Annotated in this window: 19 protein-coding genes; 15 read left to right on the top strand and 4 right to left on the bottom strand. The window is 62.0% G+C overall.

The features are described 5' to 3' along the window. Positions 1–38: 38 nt before the first annotated feature. Positions 39–842, top strand: coding sequence for a potassium channel family protein (locus FJ943_RS18330; protein ID WP_140723585.1), 804 nt, complete (start codon positions 39–41; stop codon positions 840–842). A 9-nt stretch (positions 843–851) separates the two neighbouring features. On the opposite strand, the gene FJ943_RS18325 is transcribed toward FJ943_RS18330, so the two are convergent. Continuing rightward, complete coding sequence (locus FJ943_RS18325) at positions 852–1,733, bottom strand: DMT family transporter (RefSeq protein WP_140723582.1); 882 nt, start codon at positions 1,731–1,733, stop codon at positions 852–854. A 191-nt stretch (positions 1,734–1,924) separates the two neighbouring features. On the opposite strand from FJ943_RS18325, the gene FJ943_RS18320 reads away from it, so the two are divergent. Further along, positions 1,925–2,431 carry a hypothetical protein gene (locus FJ943_RS18320; RefSeq protein WP_140723579.1) on the top strand — a complete coding sequence of 169 codons (507 nt, stop codon included), beginning with the start codon at positions 1,925–1,927 and terminating at the stop codon, positions 2,429–2,431. A 6-nt stretch (positions 2,432–2,437) separates the two neighbouring features. Here FJ943_RS18320 and FJ943_RS18315 read toward each other — a convergent pair whose 3' ends face one another. Beyond that, a complete protein-coding gene (locus tag FJ943_RS18315) occupies positions 2,438–3,766 on the bottom strand; it encodes a DNA polymerase IV (protein WP_140716770.1) in 1,329 nt (442 codons plus the stop codon). Positions 3,767–3,831: 65 nt separating this feature from the next. On the opposite strand from FJ943_RS18315, the gene FJ943_RS18310 reads away from it, so the two are divergent. Both FJ943_RS18310 and FJ943_RS18305 read left to right on the top strand, forming a co-directional pair. Next, on the top strand, positions 3,832–4,419 hold the full coding sequence (locus tag FJ943_RS18310; RefSeq protein WP_015317617.1) for a GNAT family N-acetyltransferase: 588 nt from the start codon (positions 3,832–3,834) through the stop codon (positions 4,417–4,419). Positions 4,420–4,513: 94 nt separating this feature from the next. Next, positions 4,514–6,073 carry a hypothetical protein gene (locus FJ943_RS18305; protein WP_140724157.1) on the top strand — a complete coding sequence of 520 codons (1,560 nt, stop codon included), beginning with the start codon at positions 4,514–4,516 and terminating at the stop codon, positions 6,071–6,073. Positions 6,074–6,147: 74 nt separating this feature from the next. On the opposite strand, the gene FJ943_RS18300 is transcribed toward FJ943_RS18305, so the two are convergent. Continuing rightward, positions 6,148–6,801: a hypothetical protein gene (locus FJ943_RS18300; RefSeq protein WP_140723576.1), complete on the bottom strand. Its 654-nt coding sequence runs from the start codon at positions 6,799–6,801 to the stop codon at positions 6,148–6,150. Next, positions 6,798–7,097, bottom strand: a complete 300-nt coding sequence (locus FJ943_RS18295) for a DUF3572 domain-containing protein (RefSeq protein WP_140616189.1) — start codon at positions 7,095–7,097, stop codon at positions 6,798–6,800. Before FJ943_RS18295 ends, FJ943_RS18300 begins: the two co-directional genes overlap by 4 nt. A 247-nt stretch (positions 7,098–7,344) precedes the next feature. On the opposite strand from FJ943_RS18295, the gene FJ943_RS18290 reads away from it, so the two are divergent. The 11 genes from FJ943_RS18290 to FJ943_RS18235 all read left to right on the top strand — a co-directional run bounded on the left by FJ943_RS18290 (position 7,345) and on the right by FJ943_RS18235 (position 19,264). Beyond that, on the top strand, positions 7,345–7,716 hold the full coding sequence (locus FJ943_RS18290) for a response regulator (RefSeq protein ID WP_006334976.1): 372 nt from the start codon (positions 7,345–7,347) through the stop codon (positions 7,714–7,716). Positions 7,717–7,749: 33 nt separating this feature from the next. Continuing rightward, positions 7,750–9,123, top strand: coding sequence for a PleD family two-component system response regulator (locus FJ943_RS18285; RefSeq protein ID WP_015317622.1), 1,374 nt, complete (start codon positions 7,750–7,752; stop codon positions 9,121–9,123). A gap of 551 nt (positions 9,124–9,674) precedes the next feature. Then, entirely contained in the window at positions 9,675–11,210 is a 1,536-nt protein-coding gene (locus tag FJ943_RS18275; RefSeq protein WP_181174580.1) for an FAD-dependent monooxygenase, read from the top strand. Between the two features lie 85 nt (positions 11,211–11,295). Continuing rightward, positions 11,296–12,030, top strand: a complete 735-nt coding sequence (locus FJ943_RS18270; RefSeq protein WP_140723573.1) for a FadR/GntR family transcriptional regulator — start codon at positions 11,296–11,298, stop codon at positions 12,028–12,030. Beyond that, positions 12,027–13,214 (top strand): PLP-dependent transferase, encoded by a 1,188-nt coding sequence (locus tag FJ943_RS18265; protein ID WP_140616195.1) that lies wholly within the window; start codon positions 12,027–12,029, stop codon positions 13,212–13,214. The genes FJ943_RS18270 and FJ943_RS18265 overlap by 4 nt, the downstream gene beginning before the upstream one ends. Positions 13,215–13,243: 29 nt before the next feature. Beyond that, positions 13,244–14,521: a sugar ABC transporter substrate-binding protein gene (locus FJ943_RS18260; protein ID WP_140723571.1), complete on the top strand. Its 1,278-nt coding sequence runs from the start codon at positions 13,244–13,246 to the stop codon at positions 14,519–14,521. Positions 14,522–14,603: 82 nt separating this feature from the next. Beyond that, on the top strand, positions 14,604–15,527 hold the full coding sequence (locus FJ943_RS18255) for a sugar ABC transporter permease (protein ID WP_140723568.1): 924 nt from the start codon (positions 14,604–14,606) through the stop codon (positions 15,525–15,527). Beyond that, on the top strand, positions 15,527–16,375 hold the full coding sequence (locus tag FJ943_RS18250) for a carbohydrate ABC transporter permease (protein WP_015317628.1): 849 nt from the start codon (positions 15,527–15,529) through the stop codon (positions 16,373–16,375). The genes FJ943_RS18255 and FJ943_RS18250 overlap by 1 nt, the downstream gene beginning before the upstream one ends. A gap of 4 nt (positions 16,376–16,379) precedes the next feature. After that, complete coding sequence (gene ugpC, locus FJ943_RS18245; RefSeq protein WP_140723565.1) at positions 16,380–17,447, top strand: sn-glycerol-3-phosphate ABC transporter ATP-binding protein UgpC; 1,068 nt, start codon at positions 16,380–16,382, stop codon at positions 17,445–17,447. 171 nt (positions 17,448–17,618) lie between these two features. Continuing rightward, positions 17,619–18,902, top strand: coding sequence for a site-specific integrase (locus FJ943_RS18240; RefSeq protein WP_140723563.1), 1,284 nt, complete (start codon positions 17,619–17,621; stop codon positions 18,900–18,902). Positions 18,903–19,045: 143 nt separating this feature from the next. Continuing rightward, positions 19,046–19,264: an AlpA family phage regulatory protein gene (locus FJ943_RS18235; RefSeq protein WP_140723560.1), complete on the top strand. Its 219-nt coding sequence runs from the start codon at positions 19,046–19,048 to the stop codon at positions 19,262–19,264. Positions 19,265–19,395: the final 131 nt, after the last annotated feature.

The raw sequence follows: 19,395 nt of genomic DNA, 5'->3' as shown, positions 1-19,395 counted from the left end.
CGGCACTCCGCGGGCCGGCACCGGCTGCTCATGCCAGCATGAAGGCCAAGGAGAGGCGCCCATCGCAGAACCTTTCCGCGACGGCGCGATTACGCGACAGGCTGCGCAGGCTCTATCACGGACGCTCGCCGGCCGCGTTCCGGTTCCAACTGGTGGCTGTCATCATCGACCTCGCCATCATCGCTTTTTTCATCGCCACCCCGGTCATCCAGCAGTCGCCCTCGTTTCTGTGGCTAGACTATGCCGTGGCGGCTCTCGTCGCCGCCGATCTGATTGCCAGGCTGCTCGCCTCCAACGACATGCTGCGCCTGATGAAGCAGCCGACCTTTTGGGTGGATGCCTTCATCCTTCTGACGCTGCTGATGCCGACGGCTCTCGCGAGCCTCGGCTTTCTGCGCATCCTGAGGCTATGGTCGCTCTCGCGCAGCGGCTCGATCTGGCGGCATTTCGAGATGCGCGGCCTGCGGCCCTGGCGCGAGGCAAGCCACGCGGTGATCAACCTTTTGACCTTTCTTTTTGTCATCACGGGCTTCGTTTACACGTTCTTTTTTCGCAACGGAGCCGGACTGGAAAACTACATCGACGCGCTTTACTTCACCGTCGCGACCGTGACGACGACAGGCTTCGGCGACATCGTGCTGCCGGGCATCGCCGGCAAGCTGACGGCGATCGTAACCATGATCATCGGCATATCGCTGTTCGTCAGGCTGGCGCAGGCGATCTTTCGGCCGGCCAAGGTTTTCTTTCCCTGTCCGCAATGCGGGTTGCAGCGTCACGAGCCGGACGCCGTACACTGCAAGGCGTGCGGACACGTGCTCAACATTCCAGACGAAGGGAACTGACCGGCAACGCTATGACGCCGCGACCTCTGCCGGCTTGACTGCCTTGCGCTGCAAGTTGAGCAGATTGCCCATCAGGATCAGCAATGCACCGCCAGCGGTGAAAGCGTCGATCTGCTCGCTGTAAAGCAGCCAGCCGATGAGGGCCGACAACGGTACACGCAGGAAATCCATCGGCGAAATGACGGTGGCGTCGGCATAGCCGAGCGCACGGGCCATGCAAAAATGCGACGACATGCCGGTGAAGGCGATCAGCACGATCCATGGCCACAGTTCCAGCGGCGGGTTGCGCCACTCGTAAAGGGCTGGAACGAGGCCGACCACCGACTGGATGATCAGCATCCAGAAAATGATGCGCACGACGCTGTCCGTCCGCGTCAGCGACTTGACCAGGACCACCGAGATGCCGAAGCAAACCGCGGCGCCGAGCACGATGAGATGGCCCGGATCGACCGAGCCCACACCGGGACGAACGATGATCACCACCCCGATCAGGCCCAGTACGATCGCGGCAAGCTTTGGCCGGGACAACCTTTCACCAAGAAAGCTCACCGCCAGGATAGCCGTCCAGATCGGTGTGGTGAATTCGATCGAAATCAGCACGGCCAACGGAATCAAGGTCAATGCGTAGAGCCATGCCGCCTGCCCGGTATAGTGGATGACGTTTCTGGCGATATGAGCGACGGGACGCTGCGTGCGCATCGCCGCGAAGCCGCCGCTCATCATCACCAGCGGCAGCAGAATGAAGAACCCGATGACCGAGCGCAGTTCCAGCACCTGGAAGACGTTGAGCTCGGCGGTCGTGGCGCGGCCGGCGACCGACATCGCCAGGAACGAGGCGATCGACAGCGCCATCCAGAAAGCGGCCTTGGGGATCGAGGGGGTAGGTGCCATGTCAGCTATCTCGCAAGCCGGGGTTTTTGCCGCAACCACTAGCCGCCGCATTTGACTGGGCCAGAGATATTGGCGCGACGTTGCAAAACGGCCCTGTCGCGGGCGGAACCTGACATGGCAAGCCGCGTTGAGTCGCGATGTCCGCTTGAGCATCACCGATCGCCGTTCCACCCGTCACAAGGAGACCTTCGATGACATTACTCACGCGGTTTGTGCTTGCCGGGTGCCTGGCCGTCGCGGCCACAGCCGCGCATGCGGACGAGAGCAAATTTCTCCAATCCTTCAAGGGCAATTTCGCCGGCAAGGGAACCGTTCAGGTGACGACGCAGGCGCCAACGGTCAGCGTTTCCTGCACGTTCAAATCGAATGCGACATCGTCTTCGCTGTCCCTCGACGGCAACTGCCGCGGCCTGATCCTGGTGACACGCGCCATCAGTGCTCGCCTGAAGACCAGCGGCGCCAAATACAGCGGTGTCTATGTGGGATCGCGCACCGGACCTGCGCAGTTGAACGGAAGCCGTTCCGGCAATGCGATAAACCTCGCCATCCGCTGGGTCAAGGAGGTCAATGGCGACCGCGCCGCGCAGCTTACCGTGCAGAAAAACGGTGCGGACGGCATAGTCTTGACCGTGGTCGACCGCGATCCCAAGACCGGCAAGAGCGTGGTGACCAGCCGCATCGATCTTCGACGCAGCTGATCGGGTTCAATCTTCCAGCGGCTCCGGCGGATGGGCGTCGCGGCCCTTGCCGAAGGTGTAGCCGGTTTGCACCGCCTTGCGGCCGAACTTGTCGCGTAGCGCATCGATGGCGCCTTCGGCCATGGCGCGCTTGCGCGACTGCACATCGACCAAATCCGGCGGATCGGCCTTATCATCGTCGGAGAGGTCGCTGACGCCGATGCCGAGCAATCGGAATTTCGTTCCGTCGGTCTCCTTGCGAAGAAGTTCCACGCCGGTCGAAAAGATGCGGTCGGCGAGCCGGGTCGGGTCGCCGAGCTGACGGTTGCGCGTGCGCAGCCTGAAGTCCTGGGTCTTCAGCTTCAGCACCACGGTGCGCCCGGCGATGCCTGATTTCTTCAGCCTCGCCGAGACTTTTTCCGAAAGGCCCCTCAGCACCGAGACAAGCTCGTCCAGTGAGGCGATATCGGTGTCGAAAGTGGTTTCGGCCGATACGCTCTTGGCGTCCTGGTCTGGGTCGACGCGGCGGACATCCTCACCGCGCGAAAGCCGGTAGAGCCGTTCGCCCATCACCCCATAGCGGCGCATCAGGTCGCCACGCTCCATCTTCTGGAGCTGGCCGATCGTGCGGATGCCATCCTGTTCCAGCGTGGCGTTGAACGCCTTGCCGACGCCCCAGATCATGGTCACCGGCTGCGGGGCCAGAAAGCCGACCGCCTCCGCCTCGCCGATGACGGAAAAGCCGCGCGGTTTGCGGAAATCGGACGCTATCTTGGCGAGGAATTTGCAATAGGACAGGCCTGATGAAACGGTGATGCCGATCTCCTTCTCCACCGCCAGCGAAAAGCGCGCCAGCACCACGGCCGGTGGCAGTCCGTGCAGGCGCTCGGTGCCGGCGAGGTCGAGGAAGGCCTCATCGATCGACAACGGCTCGACCAGCGGTGTCAAAGCCTGCATCATGGCGCGCACCTCGCGGCCGACGGCCACGTACTTTTCCATGTTGGGCGCGATCACGACCGCCTCTGGGCAGGCCTCGAGCGCCTTGAACATCGGCATGGCGGAGCGCACGCCGCGGATGCGAGCGATGTAGCAGGCGGTGGAGACGACACCGCGCTTGCCGCCGCCGATGATCAGCGGCTTGTCCTTGAGCGCAGGGTTGTCGCGCTTCTCGATGGCCGCGTAGAAGGCGTCGCAATCGATATGGGCGAGGTGCAGCCGGTAAAGCTCGGGATGGCGGGCAAGGCGAGGGCTGCCGCAGCGTTCGCAACGGCGCGTTTCACTGCGCTGAAAGGTCAGGCAGTCACGACAAAAACCGTGGTCGGGATTGTTGACAGGGGTCGCCATCGCTGCGAACATAAAGAGAACAAAACTAATGGTACGACAGCGCAAGGCCAGCGACAAGCCTGGCCTGGGGAGAACGCATGAGCACGACCGTAGTGCCGCTGGCGCCAGAGCTCTGGCCTGAATTCGAGGACCTTTTCGGCAAGCAGGGCGCCTGCTACGGCTGCTGGTGTACGCATTTCCGGCTGGCGCCGGCGGCGCGGCGCGAGAGCAGTCGTGAACGCAACAAGGATCACATCAAGGCGCGCATCGAAGCCGGCCCGCCGCCCGGCCTGCTGGCTTTCGAGGACGGCAAGGCGGTCGGCTGGATGCAGATCGGGCCACGCGCCGACGTGCCCGAATGGAACAACAAGGGCAGGGGCTCGGCGCCGATCGATCCCGCCGACGCGTCCGATCCGGCCGTTTGGGCGATCTCATGCTTTTTCATCCGCGCCAAGGCGCGCGGCAGGGGCATCACCCACCGCCTCGTCGAAGGCGGCATCGAGTTCGCCCGCAGGAACGGGGCGCGGCTCGTCGAGGCCTGCCCGATCGACCTGTCGCGCGATTCGCGTTCGATCGGCCTGTTTGTCGGGTCATCGGGAGTGTTCGAGAAAGCCGGGTTCGAAAGGCTTGTGGAGCGCAAGGCCGGTCGACCGCTGATGCGGCTGGTGTTGAAGCCGATTGCCTGACTGTCATCGTCTTGCAGTCGCGATGGTATTTCCCTACCAGAGATACGAAACCATTTTTGCCTTTTCGACCGAACGGAGAATTCCCGTGAACCGTATGCTGCCTATTGCCTTTACCGCGTTCCTGCTGAGCGCGCCTGCTTTCGGCCAGACCGTCGACAGTCAGGGCGCCAAGCAATTGTCCGATGATCTGTCGCGCTATGTCGGCAAACAGGCGCTCGACAAGGGCATCCTGAAGGTTTCGGCCGAAGGCGCCGCCTACAAGATCCTGGTTGATTTCAAGGCGCTGGCCAGCAGCTTTCCCGACCAGAAGCTGGTGAAATTCGACTTCGCGCCCTATGCCCTGCTGGTCAAGCCGCGCAGCGACGGGTCCTGGGATGTCTCGATGGATTTTTCGCAGAGCGCCTCCTTTGAATTCAACGGCCCTCAGGGAAAGCAGAGCACGCAGTTCTCGATCAAGGACGGCAAGGGCAACGGCGTCTACGATCCCAAGCTGGCGGCCTTCACCAGCGCCACGAGCTCGATGGCCGGAATGACGATGTCGTCGCAGGACGCCAAGCAAAAGATGGATGTGACCGCCGGTGCCGGCACCGTGACGCTTTCCGCGACCAAGGCGACCAATGGCGGCGTTGATTTCACGACGTCGCAAAAGGTTTCGAACTTCGTCGAAGCGATAAAATTCAACGACGCCGAGAGCGGGCTGAATTTTCCCGTCACCGTGAAGTCGCCGGAATTTTCCGTGGAGGCCAGCGGCAAGGGCGTGCAGACCAAGCCTCTGCTCGATCTCCTGGCGTTTGCCGTGGCCAATGAGGACGAGAAGACGCTGAAGGCAAACCAGGCGCAGCTCAAGTCGCTTCTGCTTGCGGCGCTTCCGGTGTGGGAGCGTATCGACGGAACCTATGGCTTCAAGGACTTCGCGGTCGACAGCCCTATCGGCACGTTCGGAGCAACCCAGTTCGGCATAGCGTTCGGTTCCGACGGCGTCGCCCAGAATGGAAAGGTCAGCTATGGTATCAAGGCTTCGGGGCTGACCGTGCCGCAGCAGCTTTTGCCGAGCTGGAGCGTGGCATTGCTGCCCACCGATATCGACCTGAATTTCGGCGGTGCCAATATCGATCTCGACAGCATGGCGAAGAAAGCCATCGAAGCCTTTGATCTCAACCAGGATCCGCCGCTGCCGGCCGAGTTCGGCGACCAGCTCAAAGCCGACTTCCTGGCCAAGACGCCGAAGGTCGTCATCGGCCACAGTACCGTAAAGAACAAGGACATGGAGATCGCGCTGGAAGGTGAGATGACAAGCTTCGGCCAGAAACCCGACGCAAATCTCACTGTCGACGTCGCTGGCTTCGACAAGATCATGGAGCATCTGCAGGAAGCGGCGAAGGCGGAGCCGGAAGTCGGGCAGTACGTGCCTGTCGCTCTCATGGCGAAGGGTTTTGCCAAGACGCTGCCGGACGGCAAGCTGGAATGGGCCATCAACACCAAGGCCGACGGCTCGGTCACCGTCAACGGCGTCATGCTGAAGCCCGCCGACCCGGCGGTGGACGATGGCGTCGACGACGGTGACGGTTCGGACGATGAGAGCGGCGGCGATAATGGCGGTAGCGATAATGGCGGCGGCGCTAACGGCGGGGCAGGGGCGAAGCTCAATCCTTGAGTGTTCTGCCCTTGAGCAAATCCGGAACAGTGCGAACCGGTTTTTTCGTCCGGGATCGCACCAAAACGCCTGGATTAGAACCCCAGCGCGCCAGCGATTTTAGGCGCGGCTTCGTGCCAATCCTGGACGACGATGACATCGTCCGGGACCGATGGCAGGAACGTACGCAGCGAATTGTCGGCCATCAGATGGAATAGGTTTGCGTCGGCGACCGAGTCACGCACCGACGCCAGATTGGCTGGCTGATCGTCGACGAAGACCACCGGCCGCCCGCTCCTGCCGCGCAGTTTGGCTACCGCCGGGCCCTTGGCCATCTCGGTGGTCAGCAGAGGATAGGCCAGCCCCAGTGCATCGAGATGGGCGCGTCGCACGGCGCGATGCCGGTGCGGCATGGCTGTCAGCAATATGATTTCGGCACGGTTTCCAAGCCCGGTCAGGGCTTCCGCGGCGCCATCGGTGATGCTTTGCCAATCGGCTTGCGCGTCGAAGAAATCGCCCAGGAGTGCGGTGACTTCAGGTTGTTCGATCAGGCGGCCGCTGGCTGTCTCGGCAATGTTGCCGGTCAGCCGGAAGGACGCCAGCGTCAGGCCATAGCCGCGCGCCTTGAGGAAATGCGGGAAGGGCCGGATGAATTCGAGCACCACGTCATCGACATCGAGCACCAGCAGCGGTCGGTCGTCAGCCGCCAGTTCCTCGATCTGGCGCGCGGTTTCGGGATCATCGCTCATGTGGAGTGCTCGTGATTGTCATCGCCAAGCGGCAAGGCGCGCAACGCCTTGCCGACAGCCGCTGGTGGCGTGCCGGTTTCCTCGGCGAAGCGCATCAAGGTCGGCTCGTGGGCAAGAATGAACTGCAGGACGCCGGCCAGGAAACCCGGCTCGCCGGCCGCCCGGCGGATCGAATGCGCCTCTATTCCCGTGATTGCCAGAAAGCGCGGTAAAAGCTCCGGATCGGCGGCAACGAAGCCCAGTGCCTTGACGGCAATGGTTTCCGCCTCTTCGCGCATTGACGCTGCGTTTGCCATCACTACCTTCGGTGCGTGGAATGAGTCTCTCCCGCAGTAATGGCAAGAATTGCTTGCGGCAAGCCATTAGCGTGTGGCGCGCCTTTTGGACGCGCAGGGAGGCGAGGCGGAATTCGTGCTGCTTTGCAGGCTTCGGGTTTCCGTTTCGTCAATCATATTGCCGTATAGTGCAGCAGGGTTTGGTGCGTTCAAGGAAAGAGCGCATGACGGCCACCTCCGGGCGGAGGACGGCCGGGACGGGATGTCGATGCCTAAGAAGGTGATGATCGTCGAGGACAACGAGCTCAATATGAAGCTCTTTCGGGACCTCATCGAAGCAAGCGGTTACGAGACGGTGCGCACCCGCAACGGTCTGGAGGCGCTCGACCTGGCGCGCCAGCACCGGCCGGACCTCATCCTGATGGACATCCAACTGCCCGAAGTGTCGGGACTGGAAGTGACCAAATGGCTGAAAGAGGACGACGATCTGCACGTCATCCCGGTGATTGCGGTGACTGCCTTTGCGATGAAAGGCGACGAGGAACGCATCCGCCAAGGCGGCTGCGAGGCGTATATTTCGAAGCCGATCTCGGTGCCGCGTTTCATCGAAACCATCAAATCTTATCTGGGCGATGCCTGATGTACCCTTCCAGCCGAGCCGGAGCGTTGTGAAATGACTGCGCGGATCCTCGTCGTCGACGACATCCCTGCCAATGTGAGGCTGCTGGAAGTCCGGCTGCTGGCCGAGTATTTCGAGGTTCTGACCGCCACCAATGGGGCCGATGCGATCGAGACCTGCGAGAACGGCAAGGTCGATGTCGTGCTGCTCGACGTAATGATGCCCGACATGGACGGGTTCGAGGTCTGCCGGCGATTGAAGAGCGATCCGGCGACGTCGCACATTCCGGTGGTGATGATCACCGCGCTCGATCAGGTCACCGACCGCGTGCGCGGGCTCGAGGCCGGTGCCGACGATTTCCTGACCAAGCCGGTCAACGACTTGCAGCTGATGACGCGCGTCAAGAGCCTGGTCCGCCTGAAGTCGTTGACCGACGAGCTTCGGCTGCGCGCCTCGACCACGCGCAACATCGGCATCGAAGAACTTTTGAGCCGCAATTTCGCGTCCGAGGACACGACGCCGAAGGTGCTTTTGATCGACGAGCGCAAATCGTCGGTCGAGCGCATCCAGAAGATGCTGCGCGATCGTGCCGACCTCGACGTCACGGGCGATCCGCATGCCGGGTTCTTCCAGGCCGCGGAGACGCCCTATGAATGCGTGATGATCTCGACGGCCTTCGCCGATTTCGATCCGCTCAGGCTCTGCTCGCAACTGCGCTCGCTCGACCGCACCCGTTTCGTGCCGATCATCCTGCTGGCGGAGGAGGGCGAGGAGGAGCGCATCATCCGAGGGCTCGAACTCGGCATCAACGACTATCTGATGCGGCCGATCGACCAGCAGGAACTGACGGCGCGGCTGCGTACCCAGGTGCGCCGCAAGCGCTACAATGACCAATTGCGCGCCAGTGTCACCCAGACCATCGAAATGGCCGTGACCGACGGCCTCACCGGGCTGCACAATCGCCGCTATCTAGACAGCCATCTGCAGACGCTGTTCGATCGCGCCGTGGCGCGGCGCCGGCCGCTGTCGGTGATGATCACCGATCTCGACCGCTTCAAGTCCATCAATGATGCGCATGGGCATGACGGCGGCGACGAGGTGCTGCGCGAATTCGCGCGGCGGCTGCGCAAGAACGTCCGGGGTATCGACCTTGCCTGCCGGTTCGGCGGTGAGGAGTTCGTGGTGGTAATGCCCGACACCGACGGCGCAGTGGCCGAGAAGGTGGCCGAGCGCATTCGTGCCGAAATCGCCCAGATGCCGTTCGCCATCGGCGCCGAGGGCAAGACGATCGAGGTCACCGTCAGTGTTGGCGTGTCATCGGTGCTGAAGGGCGTGGACACGGTGGCGGCACTGATGAAACGCGCCGATCTCGCGCTCTACGAAGCCAAGAGCGGCGGCCGCAACCGCGTCGTTGCCAAGGCAGCCTGACGCTCCGGGCCCAATTATCCGGTCAACCCCAACAGGGTTACCCATTTACCTTAATCCAAGCGATTCGCGAGCCTTGGTTAAGAAACTGTTGATTTCCATAAGCTCTTGCGCAAATGTGAAGGCCAAGACGAAGCCGGCACGAGGTAGACAGCCGGCTCGATCCTCGAATACCCCATGATGCTCAGGTCCGCCGCATCTCCTGGGTCCGTGGGGTCGGCCGGCCGGCGCTGGCACATAGTGGCCTCCTCGTACCGCTGCCAAACGCCGACCGGCCCCCTTTGCCCGATATGACATCAGGAATCTGCGTCAAGCCCCGGAAGAACCGGGGCTTTTTTGCGGCAGGTCCCGCTTTTCTGGACTGTAACGGCTTCGGTTGCACCCTCGCGTGCTATTGCTTGGCAACACCGCGACTTTTTCGCCGCCATATGCATAAGGGGAAGAAGAGGAGCCAGCCCCTCCATTTCATACATATGGCGCGCAAGGGGCTTGCGGCAAGACCCGGCTGTTCCCGTAGAACCACGACCCAGGTTAACGGAAACGGGAGTGGCGAAATGCCGGAATTGTTGCCAGGTGGCCGAGTGCGTCGGGATCATGCGGTGGTGATCGCCGGAGGCGGTCCGACCGGGTTGATGCTGGCTGGCGAACTCGCATTGGCGGGCGTCGATGTGGCCGTTGTCGAGCGGCGGCCAAACCAGGAACTCGTCGGTTTGCGCGCGGGCGGCCTGCACGCACGCACCATCGAGGTGCTCGACCAGCGCGGAATTGCCGACCGGTTCCTCTCGCAGGGACAGACATCGCCGTCGGTGGGCTTCCACATGATCCGATTGGACATCAGCGACTTTCCCACGCGGCACAACTATCTGCTGGCGTTGCGGCAAAACCATATCGAGCGGATATTGGCCGACTGGATCAGCGAGTTCGGCGTGCCGATCTATCGCCGGCAGGACGTCACGGGCTTCGCACAGGATAATGGTGGCGTCGACATCGATCTGTCTGGCGGCCAGCGGTTGCGGACGCAGTATCTCGTCGGCTGCGACGGAGGACGCAGCATGATCCGCAAGGCCGCGGGGATTGCGTTCGATGGATGGGATCCGACGATGAGCTGGATAATCGCCGAGGTGGAGACGGCGAAGGAACCAGCATTGGGCTTTCGCAGTGACGCCCATGGTATCCATGCGATCGGCAAGATTGAGGAAGACGGCCGGGTGGGTATCGTGCTGACCGAGCGACAACTAACCATTGGTGGCGAACCGACACTGCGCGATCTCAGCGACGCGCTTGTCGGTGTCTACGGCACCGATTACGGGGTCCACAGTCCGACCTGGATTTCCCGGTTCACCGACATGACGCGGCAGGCTGCCGCTTACCGCGACAGACGTGTTCTGCTGGCCGGTGACGCCGCGCATATCCATCCCCCAATGGGCGGACAGGGCCTCAATATCGGCGTGCAGGACGCGGTGAACCTGGGGTGGAAGCTAGCCCTGGTGGTCAAGCGGATGTCACTGGAAGGCCTCCTTGACAGCTACCATGCCGAACGCCATCCGGTCGCCGCCCGCGTGCTGCGCAACGCGATGGCGCAGGTCGCGCTTCGCCGGATGGATGCTCGCACCAAGGCCTTGAGCGACACATTCGCCGAACTGCTCGCCATGGATGGGCCACGCAAACGGATCGCCGCGGAGATGTCTGGCCTGGGTGTCCACTACGATCTCGGGGAGGGGCACGCGCTGCTTGGGCGACGAATACCCGACCTCGATCTCTCCACCGCTGATGGGCCGTTGCGACTGTTCACGTTGCTCCACGACGCGCGGCCGCTGCTCCTCAATTTCGGTGAGCCAGGCAGGCTGGACATTGCGCCTTGGGCCGACCGGATCCGGCAGATCGACGCATCGTATGCCGGTGCCTGGGAGCTTCCCGTACTCGGAACGGTCGCCGCACCCGACGCGGTCTTGATCCGGCCCGATGGATACGTGGCCTGGGTTGGCGTTGAGGATGGACAGGGATTGGCCGATGCGCTGACCAGATGGTTCGGACCGGATGCCGGAGCCGGGCGCCCCTCCGAACGCAGCGCGTCACCTTCCACAGGCTGATGGCCAGCTGTCTCCTGACAAGCAATTGACAGGAGGCTCCATCCGTGCAGAAATTGGTTGGACCATTGGACCACTTGGAGGAAATGTGGACCAGAACAGCCTGCCACCAATTCAGACGACGGCGCGTGACGACGCCGTGCTGAAGGCATTGGTGGGCTTCGTCCGCGCCGAGGCCTTGCGGCCTGGCGAGCGACTGCCGACCGAGCGCATTCTAGCCGAACGGCTCAAGGTCAGCCGCAACACGGTGCGCGAGGCGCTGACGCGGTGGGAAGGATTGGGCCTGGTCGAACGCCGGCAAGGCAGCGGCACTTTTCTCAAGGCCGCCGTCTCGCCCGACATGCTGCATTTGCCGCTGACGCTGGCGGGCGGCAATGACTTCACCAGCCTGATGCAGACGCTGGAAATACGCCGCGCGCTGGAGGCGGAAGCAGCGGCACTGTGCGCCGAGCGGGCAAGCCCGGCCGACATTGCCGAGATCGAGGGCAAGCTCGATATCATGGAGCAGGCGTTTCGCACCCTTGATGGCATGTCGTCGGAAGAGGACTGGGAATTCCACCAGGCGATCTACCGGGTCTCCGGCAATCCACTGTTCGAACAGATCATCGCGGCCATGCACGAACTGTTCCATCGCTTCTGGGAGCATCCGCTCGGTGTGCGCGATTTCGGCCATGCCAGCTTTCCCTATCACCGCACCATCTACGAACATATCGCCGCGCGGGATCCGCAGGGCGCCCGCGACGAGGCGCTCAAGCTCATCGCCACCGTCGAGGACGACCTCAAGCGCGGTGCGGCCAAACTCAAACTTTCGGACCTGAAATGAACGGGCATCCAGACGGTTTCGACCACGATTATCTCGCCGAGGCGGCGACGCTTTTGGCGCATGACGAACCGTTTCCCGGCGGCGCGGTCGTGCCGCCGATCTACCAGACCTCGTTGTTCACTTTCGCCAATTATGCGGAAATGGCCGATACCTTTGCCGGCAAACGAAAGCAGCCGATCTATTCCCGCGGCGACAATCCGACGGTCATGGAGTTCGAGGCTCGTGTCGCCGCGCTCGAGGGTGCAGAGGCCGCACGCGGCTTCTCCAGCGGCATGGCGGCGATCAGCGCCACCGTGCTTGCCTTCGTCGGGGCGGGCGAGCGCATCGTTGCTGTACGCAACTGCTATGGCGATGCCTACCGGCTGTTCGAGCGGCTCCTGCCGCGGCTCAACATCAAGGTCGACTATGTCGACGGTTCCGACCCGGACGCGGTCGCGGCGGCGCTTCCCGGCGCCAAGCTGCTCTATCTGGAAAGCCCGACCTCGATGGTGTTCGAGCTCCAGGACCTGCCGCATCTGACCCGGCTGGCAAAAGAGCAGGGCATCGTCACCACCATCGACAATTCCTGGGCGACGCCGGTGTTCCAGAAGCCGATCTCGCACGGCGTCGACCTCGTGCTGCACTCGGCCTCGAAATATCTCGGCGGCCACAGCGACACGGTCGCCGGCGTGGTGGCTGGCTCGGCAGCGCATATCAAGCAGATCAACGAGCAGACCTATTCCTATCTCGGCGGCAAGCTGTCGCCGTTCGAGGCCTGGCTTTTGCTGCGCGGCCTGCGCACGCTGCCGCTGCGCCTGCCGCACCATATGAAGAGCGGGCTTGCCATCGCCGAGCGGCTGAAGGCGCATGGCGATGTCGAGCGGGTGAACCATCCGGCCTATTCGAACCATCCGGGCAAGGCGACGCTTGCCGGCTATGGCGGGTTGTTCTCGTTCGAGGTTACCGAGGACATCGACATTCCCGCCTTCGTCGACGCGCTGAAATATTTCCGCATCGGCGTCAGCTGGGGTGGGCATGAGAGCCTGGTTGTACCGGCCAAGGCGTCGCTGGAGCAGACGCCAGGACTGAATTCGATGGCGCGCTTCGGCGTCAGCCCCCGAACCATCCGCTTCAATGTCGGATTGGAAAGTGTCGAGGATCTCTGGGCGGATGTCGCCCAGGCCCTCGAAAAAGCCAGAAAATAACAAGCGGGTTCAAAATGGGAGTCTTGAACATGAAAAAACTGACCGTCATGCTTGCCACCGTCGCGGGGCTGGCGATTTCTGCCGGTGGCGCGCTCGCCGATTCAACCCTGAAAATGGTCGAGGTGATCACCAGCCCGCCACGCACCGAATTCCTCAAGAAGCAGATCGCCGAGTTCGAGGCGGCCAATCCAGGCCTCAAGGTCGAACTGGTCTCGCTGCCCTGGGGCCAGGCTTTCGAGAAATTCCTGACCATGGTGCAGGCCGGTGACACGCCCGATGTGGTCGAGATGCCGGAACGCTGGATGGGGCTCTACGCCAACAATGCCCAGCTCGAGGATCTCGGCCCCTATATGGCCAAGTGGGACGACGCCAAGACGCTCGGCGACCGTGCCAAACAGTTCGGCTCGACGGTCAACAACACCCAGTTCATGATCCCCTATGGCTACTATGTGAACGCGCTGTTCTGGAACAAGAAGCTGTTCAAGGAGGCTGGTCTCGACGGCCCGCCGGCGACGCTCGACGAGTTTGTCGCCGATTCCAAGAAGATCTCGGCCATTCCCGGAAAATACGGCTACTGCCTGCGCGGCGGGCCGGGCGCCTTCAACGGCATGCACATGTTCATGAACATCGCTCAGGGCAAGGGCGGCTATTTCAACGAGGACGGCACCTCGACCATCAATGAAGAAGGCTCGGTCAAGGGCCTGCAGATGCTGGCCGACATGTACAAGAATGGTCTAGCGCCGAAGGATGCCGTAAGCTGGGGCTTCAACGAAACCGTCACCGGTTTCTACTCCGGCACTTGCGCCATGCTCAATCAGGATCCGGACGCGCTGCTCGGCATCGCCGACAAGATGAGCGCCGACGACTTCGCCGTGGCGCCGCTGCCGGTCGGACCAAGCGGAAAGTCCTATCCGACGCTCGGCTATGCCGGCTGGGCGATGTTCGCCAACTCGCAGCACAAGGATGATGCCTGGAAGCTGATGGCGACGCTTCTGTCGCCGAAGGACAATCTGGAATGGGCCAAGGAAGTCGGCGTCGTGCCGATCCACAACGGTGCCGACCAGGATCCCCATTTCAAGACCGAGCAGTTCAAGGGCTGGTTCACGGAACTCAGCGACAGCTCCAAATATGAAATGGTGACGCCGCCGACGCATCTGGAAAACCTCGGCAATTTCGTCGACCAGGTCGCGATCAAGAACTTCCAGGAAGTGCTGCTCGGCCAGAAGACGGCCAAGGAGGTCGCCGACCAGTGGGCTGCCTTCCTGACCAAGGAACAGCAGGACTGGCTGGCGAAGAACAAGAAGTAGCTTTTCTTCCCTTCTCCCCGTTCACGGGGAGAAGGACGCTCATTGTCCATCCCGCCGCTCCAGGGAGCCATTTCTCAGCCAAATGACCTATGCCGTATCCGAAATTCGGTCCGCAGCGGCGCCGCGAAAAAAGCGGCTCTCCTACGCGACGGTCGAGCCTTGGCTCTACCTCAGCCCGGCGATCATCCTGCTGGTCGTGGTGCTGCTCGTGCCGCTGGTCATCGGCATCAGCTATTCCTTCCGCAAATTTTCGGCCTTCAAGTCCGAGTATGTCGGGCTCGGGCAGTATCAGGCGATGCTGTCGGACCAGGTGCTGGGCCAGGCGCTGATCAACACGTTGTGGTGGACGGTGGCCAGCCTGTTCTTCCAGTTCTTCCTCGGCCTTGGCCTGGCGCTGCTGCTCGACAGGCCTTTCTCAGGCCGCAAAGCGGTGCAGGCGCTGGTCTTCCTGCCCTGGGCGGTGCCCTCCTTCCTGTCGGGCCTGACTTGGGCCTGGCTGTTCAATCCGATCGTCGGTCCGCTGCCGCACTGGCTGTTCGCCTTGGGGCTGAAAGCCGAACCGACCAACGTTCTGTCCGATCCCTCCACCGCCATGTGGGGGCCGATCATCGCCAATGTCTGGTTCGGCATTCCGTTCTTCGCCATAACGCTGCTGGCGGCGCTGAAGTCTATACCCTCGGAACTGCATGAAGCGGCGGCGATCGACGGCGCTTCGCCGTGGCAACGTTTCACCAAGGTGACGCTGCCTTTCCTGGCCCCGACCATCGCCATCACGGTGATGTTGCGCACGATCTGGATCGCCACCTTCGCCGACCTGATCTTCGTCATGACCGAGGGCGGGCCGGCCGGGTCGACCAACACGGTGCCGGTCTACATCTATGTCAGCGCCTTCAAGTCGCTGGACAAAGGCTATGCCTCGGCTGTGGCCGTGCTGCTGCTGGTGCTGCTCATCGCCTACGCGATCGTGCTGATCGCCATCCGCCGCTCGCTGGTGAGGCACGTCTGATGATTGCCGGACGCTCAGCTTCACAGCGCTTCTTCGGTGGCATCGGCCTTTACGCCGCGATCGCCGCCTACGTCGTCTTCGCTCTGTTCCCGATCTACTGGACGCTGAAGATCTCGGTCACGCCGGAGCGGCTGCTCTATTCCGAAGGCATCACCTTCTGGCCGTCGCACATGACATTGCAGAATTTCGTGACCGTGCTCGAAGCCACCGATTTTCCGCGCTATTTCCTCAACAGCGTCATCGTCTCGGTGTCCACTGCGGCACTGGTCACGGTTATCGCCACGCTTGCCGGTTACGCCATGTCGCGTTTCACCTTTCGCGGCAAGGCCGCACTGGCTCTCATGTTGCTGCTGACCCAGACCTTTCCGCTGGTGATGGTCATTCCGCCTATCTACCGCGTGATGGGGCAGATCGGCCTGATCAACAGCCTGACCGGGCTGATCATCATCTACACCGCCTTCAACACCGCCTTCGCCACCTTCCTGATGCAGTCCTTCTTCGACGGCATCCCCAAGGACCTGGAGGAGGCGGCGATGATCGACGGCTGCACGCGCGCGCAGGCGATGCGCAAGGTGATCGTGCCGCTGACGCTGCCCGGCATGGGCGCGACACTTGGCTTCGTCTTTACCGCCGCCTGGAGCGAGCTGCTGTTCGCGCTGATGCTGATTTCCAGCGACGACCAGAAAACCTTCGCCGTCGGCCTGCTCACCTTCATCGGCAAGTTCGCCGTCGACTGGGGACAGATGATGGCGGCGTCGATCCTGGCGCTGATCCCGGTCTGCATCTTCTTCGCTTTCCTGCAACGCTATCTCGTCACCGGCCTGACCGCCGGCGCCGTCAAAGGATAGACCGATGGCCTCTGTCACGCTCGAAAAGGTCCGCAAGGATTATGGCGCCGTGCGCGTCCTGCACGCGGTCGATCTCGAAATCGCCGATGGCGAGTTCGTCGTGCTGGTCGGACCGTCCGGCTGCGGCAAGTCCACGCTGTTGCGCATGATCGCCGGGCTCGAGGAAGCCTCGGGCGGCGAGATCCGCATCGGCGAGCGGCTGGTCAATGACGTGGCGCCCAAGGACCGCGACATCGCCATGGTGTTCCAGTCCTATGCGCTCTATCCGCATATGGACGTCTCGAAGAACATGGGCTTCAGCCTGATGCTGCGAAAGGCCGAGAAGCCGGCGATCGATGCGCGCGTCGATGGTGCCGCCAAGCGGCTGGGGCTCGATACGTTCCTGCAACGCCTGCCCAGGCAATTGTCTGGTGGCCAGCGCCAGCGCGTCGCCATGGGCCGCGCCATCGTGCGCGATCCCAAGGTTTTTCTCTTCGACGAGCCGCTGTCGAACCTCGATGCCAAGCTGCGCGTTCATATGCGCGCCGAGATCAAGGCGCTGCACCAGCAGTTGAAGACCACTTCGGTCTACGTCACCCACGACCAGATCGAGGCGATGACCATGGCCGACCGCATCGTCGTCATGCATGACGGGCTGATCCAGCAGGTGGGGGCGCCGCTCGATCTCTATGACCGGCCGGCCAATATGTTCGTCGCCGGCTTCATTGGCTCGCCTGGAATGAATTTCCTGCCGGCCACGGTGGAGAAGGGCGGCAAGGTGGACGCCGTGTTGTCCGATGGCCAGAAGCTTCGGCTGCCGGACGGCCTGCCGCTCAGGGACGGTGACGTCATCACCGTCGGCCTGCGGCCCGAGCATATCCGGCTGGCTGACGACGGCGCGCTGCAAGGCGAAGTGGGAGTGGTGGAGCCGCTTGGCCTGTCGACGCAGTTTTACGTCAAGCTGGCCGGCCAGCAGCTTTGCGTCTTTGCGATGGGGCGCGCGGCCGTGAAACCCGGCGACATGGTGCGCCTGTCGGCCGATCCGGCATCGCTGCATTTGTTCGACGGGAAGAGCGGCGACCGCATCGGCTAGAGCATGATGCCGAAAAGTGTGAAGCGGTTTTCGGACGACATCATGCTCTATCTCTTTGATTTAGAGACGGATTCAGATTTCAGGTCGACTCGACCTGAAATCATCCGGCTCTAAGGCGCTCAGCCGGGCTGACGGACTTCAGCCGCCCGGGCCGAACGAAAACGCCGCCCGATGGGCGGAAAAATCTTCTTGATTAGTAACGGATCAGCCGCGCAACCTCTTGCCCCGCAAGGGGTTGCGTTGACATTGGCGTCTTGTGCAACCATAGTGACCACTAATCTGGGTATGGTGGGAAGTATGGTAAGGAACAAACTCACGGACGCCAAAATCAAGGGTTTGCGTAAGCCTGGGATCTATGCAGATGGCGCCGGACTGTATCTGAGGGTGCATTCGGGCGGCAGCAAAAGCTGGTTCTTTATCTACCGCCGCAAAGGTGTCCGCCGCGAGATCGGGCTAGGAGGCTTCGCTGGCACCGCACCCATAACCCTCGCCATTGCGCGCCGCAAGGCTGACGACATGCGCGACATGCTCGCCAACGACCAAGACCCTTTCGCCGCCCGCCAAGCGGCCAAGACAGTCCCCACTTTCTCGGTTGTAGCTTCGCGACTCATAGAGGCGAAGCGTTCGGACTGGACGCCGAAGACCGAGAAAGAATGGCGCGTTCACCTACTGGAGCATGCCGCGAAACTGAGTGATGTGGCTATAGATGCCGTTGGCACCGAGATCATCGAAACCACTCTGTTGCCGATCTGGAAGAAGACGCCTGCGACCGGCCAGCGCGTGCGCGGGAAGATCGAGGCGGTAATTGATTTCGCATCGGCCAAGAAATTGCGCACTGGTGATAACCCGGCGCGCTGGACTGGACACCTAGAACACGTTCTTTCCTCTGCCGGCCGAACGACAGGGGCCAACCATGAGGCGATGCCCTACGCGGAGGTCGGGGCGTTCATAAGGGAGCTAGGCTCCGATACTGCCGAGCAATGCCTGCTGTTCACTGTGCTGACGGCCGTGCGGACGGCAGAAGCCATTGAGGCCGTGCCGTCTGAGTTCGACGTCGATGCAAAGACGTGGACCGTGCCTGAGGAGCGTACTAAGACCGGCAAGCCCTTGGTGGTCCCACTTTCCGATCAAGCGTTGGCTGTAGTCGAAAGGCGGCTTACTGGGACATTTGTATTCGAGGGTGCTGTCAAGAACCGCCCAATAGGTAACGCTGCGATGCGGGTCGTCATGGCGGCCAAGCGGCCAGGCCAAACCGTCCATGGCTTCCGAAGCAGCTTTCGCGATTGGGCAGGGGAGGAGACCGAATATCCGAGCGAGATTGCTGAGTGGTCGCTGGGCCACAAGGTGGGATCGGCTGTGGAACGAGCGTATAGACGTGGTGACGCGTTGGAAAAGCGCCGGTCACTTATGGCTGATTGGGCTACTTACCTTGACAAAAACCGTGTAAACGGCTAGTTTGCAGCATGGTTGCCCTTGGCGACCATTAAGCAGCGGTCATGCCGTCGTATGCTTTCACGAGACGAAAGTGGCGTTTAGCGTCGATCAACTCCATCCCAAAATCTATTTGATTTTGCGCGCCCGGATTTTTTCCGTGCCGAATGAAGGAGGTTTGCTTGCCTGATAATGACAACTTGGAGCTGGTTTCGCTAAACGAGGCCAGTCGATTGACCAGCCTTTCCCGCACCTTCTTGAACCGTTTGCGGGACGAGGGAAAGTTTCCCCCTGCCGTGCCTATGGGCGAGAGGCGAATTGCGTTTGTAAAAGCTGAAGTCTTGGACTTCATCCGTGGCCGCATCGCCGCGAGGCCGGCCGCATGACCCGCTACTCCACAATGTCGAAGGCCCAGCTCGAGGCCGAGCTTGCTGCCGTCCAAGCGGTGCTGGCGTGGAAGGCGACTCAGCCCGACTAAATTTCCCCGCCCGCTGCCGAGCCTCGATTGCAAACCAGC

The organism is Mesorhizobium sp. B2-3-10 (assembly GCF_006442275.1).
GTDB lineage: Bacteria > Pseudomonadota > Alphaproteobacteria > Rhizobiales > Rhizobiaceae > Mesorhizobium > Mesorhizobium australicum.
This window is presented reverse-complemented; position numbering and strand designations above follow the sequence as displayed.